Here is a 12,250-nt window from a genome sequence, read left to right as displayed (position 1 = left end):
GTGCCCGGCGTGTACCTGCTCGCGATCCTCGTGAGCGCCGCCGGGGTGGCGCTCCTCGACCGGCGGTGGCGCCTCGCAGCCTGGGCCGCCCCGGGCCGCACGGCCGCCGCCGTGGGCATCGGCACCGTCTTCTTCCTCCTGTGCGACCTGGCCGGCATCGCCGCGGGCGTCTTCGTGAAGGGCGGGAGCCCGCTGCTGCTGGGCTTCGACCTAGCGCCCCACCTGCCCGTCGAGGAGCCCGTGTTCCTGGCCTTCCTCTGCTACCTCGCTCTCGTGACGTGGGCGGGCGCGCTGCGGGCGCTCGCGCGGCGGAGGGGTGCCGTCACGCCCCGGCAGGAGGCGCGCAGATGACCTACGCCCTCGTTCTCGCCCCGTTCCTCGCGGCCACCGCCCTCGCGGTGGCGCTCACGGTGCGCCGCGCCCGCTTCGGACACCGGATGGCGGCGTCGGGCGTGGCTGCCGGCATCCTCATCCTCCTCACGGCCGTCTTCGACAACGTCATGATCGCCGTCGGACTGTTCACCTATCCCGACGGGCTCATCTCGGGGCTGCGCATCGGTCTCGCGCCTGTCGAGGACTTCGCGTACCCGCTCTGCGCGGCGTTCCTGGTGCCGGCGGTGTTCACGCTGCTCACGCCGGTCCGCCGCGATGCCGCGGAGGCGAGCCGATGACCGTCGCCGAGCCGCTGCGCGCAGGCGCCGTCGCACGCCGGCTGCTCGTGTCGTCACGACCGGTGAGCTGGATCAACACGGCCTATCCGTTCGCCGCCGCGTACCTGATGACGACGCGGCAGGTCGACATCGTGCTGATCGTCGGCACCCTGTTCTTCCTGATTCCCTACAACCTCGCGATGTACGGGATCAACGACGTCTTCGACTACGAGTCGGACCTGCGCAATCCGCGCAAGGGCGGCGCCCACGGCGCCGTGCTCGACCGGCGCCTGCATCGGGTCACCCTCATCGCGTCGGGTCTGGCGTGCCTGCCGTTCGTCGTCTTCCTCGTCGTCGTGGGTTCTCCCGCATCGTGGGCGGTGCTGGCGGGGAGCCTGTTCTTCGTCGTGTTCTACAGCGCGCCGCCGCTGCGGCTGAAGGAGCGGCCGTTCCTGGATTCGCTGACCAGCAGCATCCACTTCTTCTCCCCGGCCGTGTACGGCCTGGTGCTCGCGGGTGCGGCCTGGACGTGGCAGCTCGCGGCCCTCCTCGCCGCCTTCGCGCTGTGGGGCATCGCGTCGCACGCATTCGGAGCCGTGCAGGACGTCGTCGCCGACCGCGAGGCCGGCATCGCCTCGATCGCGACCGTCCGCGGTGCGCGCTGGACCGTCCGCTTCGCGCTGTGCTGCTACGCGGCCGCCGGAGCCGCGATGTTCGCCACGTCGTGGCCGGGACCGCTCGCCGCCCTCCTCGCCGTGCCCTACCTCGTCACCGTGTGGCCGTATCGCGGGATCGCGGATGCCGACGCCTCGGCCGCGACCGCGGGCTGGGGCCGTTTCCTGTGGCTCAACCAGTTCACCGGGTTCGCCGTCACCCTGCTGCTCATCTGGTACGCGGCACTCACGTCATGATCGGCGCCACTCCCGGACGATGAAGGGCCGCCCGTCCGAAGACGAGCGGCCCTTCCTGGCATCGTGGCGCTCTTACTGCTCGCCCAGCTCGATGAGCTTCTGCACGGCCGCCGTGAGGCGGTCGTCGGCTTCGCCGTACGCGGCCCAGTCGCCCTTCTCCAGCGCCGCCTGGCGGTCGAGCATCGCCTGCTGCGCGTCCTGCAGGGCCTGCTGGTACGCGTCGGTCGGCTCGCTCGGCGTCGTCGGCGCGGGCGTCGGCTCCGGCGTCGGCTCGGGCGTGGGCGCGTTCGGATCCGTGGGCACGTCGGTGTCACCGGCGTCCGCCCCCGAATCGCCGCCGAACAGCACGTCGAGCGCCTCGTTCAGCGTGTCTTCGAACGCGACCTCGTTGCCGAACGAGACCAGCACCTTCTGCAGCGACGGGAAGCTCGTCGCACCGGACGACTGCACGAACACCGGCTGCACGTACAGGAGACCGCCACCCACAGGCAGAGTCAGCAGGTTGCCCTTCAGGACGTCCGAGTCTCCCTGTTTGAGCAGGTTCACGAACGACGACACCTCGGGTTGCGCGTCGAAGTTGTTCTGCACCTGTCCGGGACCGGGAACCGTCGTGTCGGCGCTGATCTCCAGCATCCTGAGCTTGCCGTAGTCGGAGCTCTTCTTGCCCGCCTCGCTTCCGGCGTTCGAGTCGACGGCCAGATAGCCCATCAGCACGTTCCTGCCCTCACCGGACGGGATGAACGACGTGAACATCGAGTACGTCGGGGCGTCCTGGCCGGGCATCTGCATCGTCAGGTAGTACGGCGGCTGCAGCTGCGTGTCGGCCTGCGGGTCGTTCGGCGTCTTCCACCGGTTGTCGCTCTGGTAGAACGAGCGCGCGTCGTCGACGTGGTAGACGCCGAGGATGGTGCGCTGCACCTTGAAGAGGTCGGTCGGGTACCGTACGTGGCTCATGAGCTCGGCCGACATCTCGCTGATCGGCTTGACCGTCGACGGGTACACCTTCTGCCACGACTTCAGCACCGGGTCCTTGTCGTCCCAGGCGTACAGCGTGACCTTGCCGTCGTAGGCGTCGACCGTGGCCTTGACCGAGTTGCGGATGTAGTTGATGTCGTCCAGCGCGAACCGGGGCGCGGGGTTGCTGGAGTCCGAGATCGCCGACGTGAGGCTCACCGTCGACGAGTACGGGTAGTTCGCGCTCAGCGTGTAGCCGTCGACGATCCAGACGATGCGCCCGTCGACCACCGACGGGTACGGGTCGTTGTCGAGCGTCAGGTACGGCGCCACCTTCTGCACGCGCTCCAGCGGGCTGCGGTCGTAGAGGATCTGCGAGTCCTCATTGACGTAGTCCGAGAACAGGATCTGCTCGGCCTGGAACTTCAGCGCGTAGATCAGACGGTTGAACACGTTGCCCAGGCTCGGTCCGCCGTTGCCCTCGAAGGTCGTCTTGGTCTCGTTGGACGAGTCGTCCTGACCCGACGGGTAGTCGAGCTCGATCGGGTCGGAGCCCTTCGGGCCGCCGACGATGGAGTACGTCGGCGAGTACTCGCCGAAGTAGACGCGGGGCTGGAAGTTCTCCTCGTCCGACAGGAAGCCCGTCGCAGGGATGCCGCGCTCGAGGAACACCGGGTTGCCGTCGACCGTGCGGTCGTTGCCCTTGGCCGCGACGATGCCGTAGCCGTGCGTGTAGACGACGGCGCTGTTCTGCCAGTCGTTCGCGACGCCCAACTGCTCGAGGTTGAGCTCGCGGACGGACACCACCGTGTCCTGCGACGTGCCGTCGATGTCGTAGCGGTCGACGTCGAGCGGGTCGGCGAACTGGTAGTACGACCGGTACTGCTCGAGCTGGCGCACGGTCGGCGACACGATCGCGGGGTCCATCACGCGGATCTGCGCGGTCGTGCCGGCGTCCTCGCGCAGCTGACCCGCCTCGACGTCGACGACGGCCGTGAAGTCCTGCTTGTCGAGTCCGTCGATGCCGTACGCGGTCTTCGTCATGTCGACGTTGCGCTGGTAGTACTGCTCCTCCAGCGTCAGCCGGTTCGGCTGCACCTGGAAGGTGGTGACGACCCACGGGTAGCCGACGCCGAGCACGATCGCCGAGACGACGAGGAGCGCGGTGGCCACGAGCGGGTAGCGCCAGCGACCGATGATCGCCGTGATGAAGAACAGGATCGCGACGATCACGGCGGCGAAGGCGAGGATCGTCTGGCCGGGGATGATCGCGTTGACACCGGTGTAGCCGGGACCTGTGATGCGGTCGCCCGGCTCGCTGAGCGTCTTGTAGCGGTCGAGCCACAGGCTCGCGCCCTGGACGAGCAGGTAGAGGCCGGCGATGACGGCGAGCTGGATGCGGGCCGACTTCGAGATCCGCAGCTCGCGCTGGCCGATCCGCACGGAGCCGTACAGGTACGACACGAGGGCGGTCACCAGCAGGCAGACCAGCAGCACGGCCGAGAGGAAGCCGACCAGCGAGCTCCAGAACGGCAGCGCGAACATGTAGAACCCGGTGTCGAGGTGGAACTGCGGGTCGGTCGTGTCGGTCTTGACGCCGTTGAACCACAGCCACGTGGTCTCCCACTGCGCCGACGTCGCGAATCCGGCGAAGAACCCGAAGAACACGGGGATGCCCCACATCGCCAGGCGGCGCAGCGGCTCGACGACCTCCTGGTAGCGGTCGAGCTGCGAGCTCAGCCGCGCGTACACCGGACGCAGCCGGTACGCGAGCTGGATCGAGAGCCACACGGGCACCGCCATGCCGAGGAAGCCCACCAGGAACATCACGACCCGTGCGATCCACTGCGTCGTCAGCACGGACTGGAAGCCGAGCTGATCGAACCAGAGCCAGTCGGCGTACAGGCTCGCGAACACGAAGAAGGCCACCACGAGCGCGGCGATGACCACAAGGGTGATGGCGATGACGCGTCGGGTGCGGGACGGTGTGGCCGGGGTCGGCGGCGAGGTCGTGGTCACCGTCCCATCCTAGGTGCGCGGCTCACGGCGGATGCTTTGTCCTCCCTGGGCGAACCCCCAGAATTCCGCGCCGTGCGGCGGTTCAGCCGGCCTTGCAGGTCGGCAGCTCGTCGAGGTCTCCGCCGTCGCTGATCGTCTCCAGCACCTTCAGCGAATCGTCGAGCGTCTTGACGGAGAACACCCGCAGATCGCCGGGGATGTGGCCGACGACCTCGTCGCAGTTCGAGTCGGGCGCGAGGAACCACTCGGCTCCGGCATCCACCGCTCCCCACATCTTCTGACGGATGCCGCCGATCGGACCCACGGTGCCGTCGGCGGTGATCGTGCCGGTGCCTGCGACCTGCTCGCCGCCGTTGAGCTCGCCCGGGGTCAGCGTGTCGATGATGCCGAGCGCGAACATCATGCCGGCGCTCGGGCCGCCGACGTTGTTCAGCTGGATCGTCACGTCGATCGGGAAGTCGTAGTCGGTGATGAGCGTCACGCCGATGAGCCACACGGTCTCGCCGTCGGCCGTCGACTCCTTGGGCGTGACCGACACCGTCTGCTGCTCGCCGTCACGCTCGATCACGAGCTCGACGGGGTCGCCGCCGCCGTCGTTGATCACCTTGCGCAGCGCCGTCGCGTCGGTGACGGTCTGGCCGTCCGCCGACAGGATCAGGTCGCCCTCCTCGAGGACGCCTTCGGCGGCCGCCCCCTCGATGACCGAGTGCACCGACAGCTGGGCGCCCACGTCGTAGCCGAGGTCGCTGAGCGCGGCGGCCGTCGCCTCCTGCTGCGAGTCGACCATCATCGCGGCGCTCTCCTCGTTGCGCTGCTCGGTCGTCTGCCCGGCCGGGAACACCGCGTCGATCGGCAGCACGGCCTTGCTCGGGTCGAACCACGCCATCGCCAGCTCGAACCACGACGGGGTGTGCTCGCGGTTGCCCTGCACCTGCACGGTGAGGAGGTCGAGCGAACCGTCCGTCGGGTAGGTCTTCGCGCCGTCCACCGAGATCAGCGGCACCTCATCGCCGTCGGCGTTCATCGCCGTTCCGAGCGTGTTGTACACCGGCCCGGGCTGCTGGATCACATACGACGTCGGCAGGAACGTGATGACGAGCAGCATCACCATCGCCACGGCGAGCGCCCACACTCCCGCCACGGCTCGGCGCGACATGCGCTGCCGCGGCGCGGGCTCGATGGTGGTGTTCTCGTCGAACAGGGCCACGCGGGACCTCTCTTCCGTGCCGGGGGTGTTCGGGTGCCTGGTCGTTCGCGACCGGCGTAAGGGTTCGAGGTCCCGGCCGGGGAGTGCGACGGATGCTGCGACTAGCGTAGAGCGCAACGTCATCGACCGGCTGAAAGGCGGCTGAAGTGGCAGACGACGACCGCAGTCCAGAGGACGACTTCCAGGAGCTCATGCGGCAGCTCTTCGGCGGCGGCGCGGGCGGCATCGACCCCGAGCAGCTCTCGCGGATGTCGGGCATGGACATCGACCCCGCGATGATGCAGCAGATCATGCGGCAGCTGCAGGGCGTGTTCGCGAACGCCGGCGAGAGCGGCGTGTCGTGGGACATGGCCAAGCGCCAGGCGCTGCACATCGCCAATCAGGAGGGGCTGGGCGTCACCGCCGGCCAGCGCACCGACCTCGACCAGGCGTTCGCGCTCGCGACGCTGTGGCTGAGCGAGGCGACCGGCATCTCGGACCTCTCCGCCCCGCCGACCACGATCACGCGCGGCGCGTGGGTCGAGGCGACCCTGCCGGTGTGGCAGGAGCTCGCCGAGCCCGTCGCGACCAGCATCGCCGACGCGCTCACCACGGCGCTCAGCGAGCAGTCCCCCGAAGACATGCAGGAGCTGGTGCAGGGCGCCGGCCGTCTCATGCGCACGATCGGAGGGTCGCTGTTCGCGACACAGCTCGGCCAGGTGATCGGCAGCCTCTCCAAGGAGGTCGTGAGCGGCGGCGACGTCGGCATCCCCCTCATGCCCGACGGGCAGGCTGCGATCCTGCCGCAGAACTTCGCCGACTTCGGTCGCGACCTCGAGGTGCCCGAGGACCAGCTGGCGCTGTACATCGCCACTCGCGAGCTCGCACACGCGCGCCTCTTCCGGCACGCGCGCTGGCTGCGACTGCACGTCATCTCGCAGGTCACCGACTTCGCACGCGGCGTGCACGTCGACACCGAGATGCTCGAAGACATGGCGTCGCGCTTCGACCCTTCTCAGCCCGAGGAGCTGCGCGCGGCGCTGGAGAGCGGCGCCCTCCTGCCGCCGCGGTCCGAGGCGCAGGACGCCGCGCTCGCACGCCTCGAGAACCTGCTCGCGACGATCGAGGGCTGGGTCGAGGTGGTCACCGAAGACGCCACCTCGCGTCTCCCCTCCGCGCCGCGCATCGCGGAGGCCGTGCGCCGGCGCCGCGCCGTCGGCGGACCGGCCGAGCGCGCGCTCGCGTCGCTCGTGGGCCTGGAGATCCGTCCGCGCCGCATGCGAGAGGCCGCCGCGATGTGGCGTGCCGTGACGGATGCCGTCGGCCCCGCCGCCCGTGACGCCCTGTGGGACTACCCCGACCTCATGCCGGCCGCGTCCGACATCGACGACCCGGCCGCGCTCGTCGCCCGCCTGGAGGCGCGCGCCCGGGGCGAGGCGCCCGCGCCCGACGAGCTGGACGACGCCCTGGCACGCCTGCTCGCCGGAGAGTTCCCCGAGGCGGGCGCCGAGTCCGCCGAGACGTCCGGCGGTCCGGTTGAGGACGAGCAGGGCCCCGCCGACGGGGCCGGGGAAGACGAGAGCGGCGCACCCGACGACCACCGGCCGGTCTGATCGGGCGTCCCCTCCTCCACAGTGCGCCGGCCGGCTTCGCCTGGCCGGCGCTTTGTGGATAACCCCCTGCACGGGTGGGCGCTCGGGCAGGATCGGGACATGCTGAGCCTGGATCCCTCGTACCCGCCGGTGTGGCGATCCGCCATGGCGCTGCAGTTCGGCGCCGACCCGGTCGCACTGCTCGACGAGCCGCAGCCGTGGCAGCTTCGCATGGTGCGCGAGCTCGAACGCGGCATCCCCGATGCCGCATTCGTCGCCATGGCGCGCGCCTTCGGCGCACCGTCCGACGACGCAGCGACGCGGCTGCTGACCCGCCTGCGCCGCGCCCTCGCGACGGGTCCGGCCGCGCGACGGGTCGTGTCGCTGCATCGCGACGCCGCGGTGACGGACGCGCAGGTCGACCTCGTGGCCCGCGGCCTCGCCGCCGCCGGCTTCGACGCCGTGGTGCGGCATCCGTTCGATCCGATCGACGTGCCTGTCCCGGATGCCGCGGCCGTCGTCTTCGTGGTGCCGCGAGTCGTGCCGCCCGGCTCGTGGGCCTCGCTCATGGCGTCCGACCTGCCGCACCTCCCGATCGTGCTCACCGGCCCGGGCGCCGACATCGGCCCTTACGTGCGGCCGGGCGACACCGCGTGCCTGGCGTGCGTCGCGGCGCACCGCCGCGACGCGGACCCGTCGTGGCCGGCGGTCGCCGCTCAGCTCATCGGGCGCGCGGTCGACGTCGAGGCGGCGGTGCTGTGGGAGGCGGGGATGGTGGCGGGCCGGCTCATCGACGAGCGCGCTCGGCGGCGTCTCGCGCGGACGCGGTCGGTCGCGCTGCGCTCCGGTTCGCTGCACCGGGACGTCCGGACGCACCGACCGCACGCAGAGTGCCGTTGCCGATCTCTCGCAGGAAGCGCGACGGCTGCCGCTCCCGTACACCTCGGGCCCACGTCACGGACAGCGTTCGCCCGGCCCGCGTGATGCCGACGTACGCCAGTCGGCGCTCCTCGTCGACCTGCTCGAACGTCGTCGCGTACGAGATCGGCAGGAGCCCCTCGGCCATGCCGACGAGATGCACGTGCTCCCATTCCAGGCCCTTCGCCGCGTGCAGCGTCGCGAGGGTGACGGTCCGCAGCGCCGGCTCGTCGTGCACCTTCGCGCGCGCGGTCAGCTCGTCCGTGAACGAGCGGAGGGTGGTGCCCGCAGGCGCTTCCTCGGCGAGCCGCAGCAATGCCGCTCGCGCCTCCCATGCGTCGCGCAGGGCGCCGCCCGCCTCGGGCGGATCATCCGTCAGACCGCGGGATCGGAGGATGTCCCGCACGGTGTCGACGAGGCCGCTCTCCAGCGGAGCGACGGCGGCCGCGCGCAGCTCCATGACCGCCTGTCGAACCTCGGGCATGTCGAAGAACCGCCGCCCGCCGAGGACCGACGTGGCGATACCCGCGTCCGACAGTGCCGCGACGAGCTCCGCGGATTGGGCGTGCGCGCGGTAGAGCACGGCGATGTGACGCGGATCGGCCCCGCCGGCGATCTGCGCCGTGATGCGCTTCGCGATCGCGCGGGCCTCGTCGCGGTCGTCCTCGAAAGCCGTGACCGTCGGCACCGCTTCGGACGCGCCGGTCTCGCGCGCAGGGGCGGGTGACAGGTGCAGGGCGCCCGGGCGCCCGCGCATCAGCTCGTTGGCGACGCCGAGGACGCCGGAGTCCGATCGGTAGTTCGTCTCCAGGCGCACCATGCGCGCGCCCTCGAACCGCTTGTCGAAGTCGAGGAGGAACCGGGCATCGGCCCCCGCGAAGGAGTAGATCGTCTGACTGGCGTCGCCCACCACGCACAGGTCCCGGCGATCGCCGAGCCACAGCTCGAGCAGGCGGTTCTGCAGCGGCGAGACGTCCTGGAACTCGTCGACGGTGAAGTGCCGGTACTGCTCCCGCACCGCCTTGGCGACCTGCGGCTCGGCCTCGAGCATGCCGGCGCATGCCAGCAGCACGTCTTCGAAGTCGAGCTGGCGGCGCTCGTCCTTGAGCTTCTCGTACGCCTGCTGCAGCGCGATGACCCGGTCTGTGCCCAGCCGGCCGACACCGTTCGGACGGACCGCGGCGTACTCCTCGATGCTCAGCATCGACACCTTGCGCCACTCGATCTCAGAGGCCACGTCGCGCAGCGTCGCGACGTCCGGCGACAGGCCGACGCCGTCGGCCGCGTGAGCGAGGAGCTTGACCTTGTGGTCGACGATCCCCGGCGCCGTGTCGCCCGCGAGCGTCGGCCAGAAGAAGTTCAGCTGCGCCAGGGCCGCGGCATGGAACGTCCGCGCCGAGACGCCTCCGACGCCCAGCATGCGCAGGCGCCCTCGCATCTCGCCGGCCGCCTTGGCGGTGAAGGTGACGGCCATCACACGACCCGGCGAGTACGCGCCCGTGTCGACGCCGTGCGCGATCCGATGCGTGATGACGCGGGTCTTTCCGGTCCCGGCCCCCGCGAGCACGACGACCGGCCCGCGAAGTGCGCGCACCGCCTCCAGCTGGTGCTCGTCGAGCCCGGCCAGAGCGCCGCCGCTCACGGCCGCGCCTCGTGCCAGTCGGCGATCAGCCGGTGCGCGATCGACGCCCGTCCCGGCAGCACGACGTCGGACTCGCCGGCCAGCGCACGGCCGATCTCATCACGAGTGAACCAGCGCACGGCCGCGATCTCTTCACCGTCCGCCCGGGCCGCGTGGTCGTCGAGCGCCTCGGCGAAGAAGCCGAGCATGAGCGAGCGCGGGTAGGGCCATGCCTGCGAGCCGCGGTAGTGGACGGCGCCGACCTCGACGCCCGACTCCTCGGCGACCTCGCGCCGGACGGCGGCCTCGAGCGACTCCCCCGCCTCGACGAACCCGGCGAAGCACGAGAACCGGTCCGCCCCCCAGAGCGCATTCGACCCCAGCAGCAGGGCGTCGGGGTCGGTCGCGCTCGTGATGGCGACGATCACGGCCGGATCGGTGCGCGGAAAGTGCTGGCGCCCGCACGACGGGCAGCGACGCGACCATCCTGCGTCGCCGAGATCGGTCAGCGCGCCGCACGCCGGACAGTAGCGCGAGTCGAGCAGCCACCGGCCGAGGCTCAGCGCCTCGACGAACGCGGCCGCGTCGGTCGCCTCGAGCGAGCCGCCGATCGTGCGCAGTCCTGCCCAGCCCGCGGGCGAAGGCAGCGGCGCGTCGTCCCCCGCGGCGAAGACCGCCGTCAGCAGCCGGGCTCCCGTCCCGTCGCGTCCGAGCAGCGCCCACTCCGCGCCGTCGGGCACGTCGGCGGGGGCGAACCACTCCAGGCGGCTCGCGTCGGCGAGCGGCGCGGCATCGCCGTGGATCACGAGGACGCGGGTCGAGGGGTCCCTCCGTGCCGCATTCAGCACATCCGGGACGGCGCGTTCCTCGGCCGCGCGGTCGAAGCCGACCCGGGCCAGCGGCGATTCTCCGGTGCTGCCTGTGGCCGTCATCGAGGACGCTCCGCTTCGTCGATAGGGCCGGGCGTGGCGCGGGGACTGTCGCGCGTGCCCGACCTACCCTGGGCACATGGCACGCTCACCCCTCACTCTAGCCGCGTCCGTCACCTCGGCTCTCCCGAGGACAGGGGTCGTCGGGGTCGGCGTGCTCACCGAAGGCGCCAACGGGCGCTACGACTCCGCCGTCGCGGATCTCGATGACGGCCGCCGCGTCGTGGTCCGCGTCGCCGCCGACGAGGATGCCGCGGCCGACCTCGCCGCAGAGGTTCGGGCGCTTCACGCACTGACTCCCGGCGTGCGCAGCCTGCTGCCGTTCCGTGCTCCCGAACTCCTCGGCGAGGCCGGCATCGGCGACGACCGTGCCGTCGTGGTGGACTTCCTTCCCGGCTATCGCGTGGATGCCGCCCACCTGCCCGCGGGGCGCGGCGCAGCGACCTCGCTCGGTGCGGCGCTCGCCGCCGTGCACGCGCTGCCGCAGTCGGTGGTGAAGACCGACGGCCTGCCCGCGCGGACTCCGCAGCAGGTGCGAACCGACGCGTCTCGCCTCATCGACCGGGCGACGGCGACGCGACGCCTGCCGCGAGCGCTGCAGGACCGCTGGCGCCATGCCGTCGACGCCGACGAGCTGTGGCGGTTCGAGTCGGCCGTCGTGCTCGACGGCGTCGGCACCGGCGCGTTCATCTTCGAGGACCTCGACGAGGTCCCGACGGTCACCGGGCTGCTCGACTGGCACGGGCTGTCGATCGGCGACCCCGCCACCGACCTGCAGTGGCTGGCGTCCGCGCCCGACGCCGCGCCCGATGTGTTCGCCGCGTACCTCGCCGAGAGCGGACGCGCCCCCGACGCACGGGTGCGCGAGCGCGCCCGCCTGTATGCCGAGCTCGAGTTCGCGAAGTGGCTCATCCACGGCCACGACGAGGCCCGCGACGACATCGTGGCCGACGCCGTCGAGCTGCTGGAGTCGCTCGCAGCCGGCGTCACGGGCGATGCGCTCGTCGCGGACGACGCGCTCGACGTCGACGACGCCATCGCCCTGCTCGCCCGGATGCCGGGGTCCGCGGCCGAGAGCGCCGCGCCCGTCGACACGTCCATGCAGACCGACGCGTACGATCCCGACGAACTCGCCCGCTGGGTCGCCGAGGAGGATGCGCGCGGCGACACCGGTGCCGCGCCCCGCGCACAGGCCGACAGCCTCGATCCCTCCGACACGCAGGAGCTCTCCGCCGAGGACCTCGCCGAGCTGGCAGCATCACTGCCCGACGATGCGACGGGGCGCGACGGCGCGACCGGGTCGCCCGCCGTGCACCCGGCCGACGAGCTCTCCACCGCGCCGATCACGCTGCCCGGAGTCTCGGCCACACGGGCCGAGGATGGCGGAGATGCCGCTGCCGACGCCGAGCGCTCGTCCGAGGCCGCGCTGCGCCGCTGGCTGGCCGACTGATCCTCCGGCGGCCGGGCAGC

The 12,250-nt window shown here is 71.5% G+C and carries 9 protein-coding genes; 5 read left to right on the top strand and 4 right to left on the bottom strand.

Annotated elements, in window-relative coordinates:
• The 3 genes from ACFWJ8_RS00160 to ACFWJ8_RS00150 are packed head-to-tail and all read left to right on the top strand — an operon-like array spanning position 1 to position 1,561.
• Entirely contained in the window at positions 1-351 is a 351-nt protein-coding gene (locus ACFWJ8_RS00160; protein WP_378807595.1) for a lycopene cyclase domain-containing protein, read from the top strand.
• A complete protein-coding gene (locus ACFWJ8_RS00155) occupies positions 348-671 on the top strand; it encodes a lycopene cyclase domain-containing protein (protein ID WP_378807594.1) in 324 nt (107 codons plus the stop codon). Before ACFWJ8_RS00160 ends, ACFWJ8_RS00155 begins: the two co-directional genes overlap by 4 nt.
• The gene (locus ACFWJ8_RS00150; protein WP_378807593.1) at positions 668-1,561 is read left to right on the top strand and encodes a prenyltransferase; all 894 of its coding nucleotides are present in this window, start codon (positions 668-670) and stop codon (positions 1,559-1,561) included. Before ACFWJ8_RS00155 ends, ACFWJ8_RS00150 begins: the two co-directional genes overlap by 4 nt.
• Positions 1,562-1,633: 72 nt before the next feature.
• Here the strand turns inward: ACFWJ8_RS00150 and ACFWJ8_RS00145 are convergent, their stop codons facing one another.
• The gene (locus ACFWJ8_RS00145) at positions 1,634-4,534 is read right to left on the bottom strand and encodes a UPF0182 family protein (protein WP_378807592.1); all 2,901 of its coding nucleotides are present in this window, start codon (positions 4,532-4,534) and stop codon (positions 1,634-1,636) included.
• An 82-nt stretch (positions 4,535-4,616) separates the two neighbouring features.
• Positions 4,617-5,741 (bottom strand): PDZ domain-containing protein, encoded by a 1,125-nt coding sequence (locus tag ACFWJ8_RS00140; RefSeq protein WP_378807591.1) that lies wholly within the window; start codon positions 5,739-5,741, stop codon positions 4,617-4,619.
• Between the two features lie 146 nt (positions 5,742-5,887).
• Here ACFWJ8_RS00140 and ACFWJ8_RS00135 point away from each other — a divergent pair, with 146 nt between their 5' ends.
• A complete protein-coding gene (locus ACFWJ8_RS00135) occupies positions 5,888-7,333 on the top strand; it encodes a zinc-dependent metalloprotease (protein WP_378807590.1) in 1,446 nt (481 codons plus the stop codon).
• 766 nt (positions 7,334-8,099) lie between these two features.
• Here ACFWJ8_RS00135 and ACFWJ8_RS00130 read toward each other — a convergent pair.
• Both ACFWJ8_RS00130 and nudC read right to left on the bottom strand, forming a co-directional pair.
• Entirely contained in the window at positions 8,100-9,872 is a 1,773-nt protein-coding gene (locus ACFWJ8_RS00130; protein WP_378807588.1) for an ATP-dependent helicase, read from the bottom strand.
• Positions 9,869-10,783 carry an NAD(+) diphosphatase gene (gene nudC / locus ACFWJ8_RS00125; protein ID WP_378807587.1) on the bottom strand — a complete coding sequence of 305 codons (915 nt, stop codon included), beginning with the start codon at positions 10,781-10,783 and terminating at the stop codon, positions 9,869-9,871. Before nudC ends, ACFWJ8_RS00130 begins: the two co-directional genes overlap by 4 nt.
• Before the next feature lie 76 nt (positions 10,784-10,859).
• On the opposite strand from nudC, the gene ACFWJ8_RS00120 reads away from it, so the two are divergent.
• Positions 10,860-12,230: a phosphotransferase gene (locus tag ACFWJ8_RS00120; RefSeq protein WP_378807586.1), complete on the top strand. Its 1,371-nt coding sequence runs from the start codon at positions 10,860-10,862 to the stop codon at positions 12,228-12,230.
• Positions 12,231-12,250: the final 20 nt, after the last annotated feature.

It is taken from the genome of Microbacterium sp. NPDC058389 (assembly GCF_042722305.1).
Classification (GTDB): Bacteria; Actinomycetota; Actinomycetes; order Actinomycetales; family Microbacteriaceae; genus Microbacterium.
The sequence above is the reverse complement of the archived record's forward strand: the minus strand, read 5'-3'. Positions and strand labels throughout refer to the sequence as shown.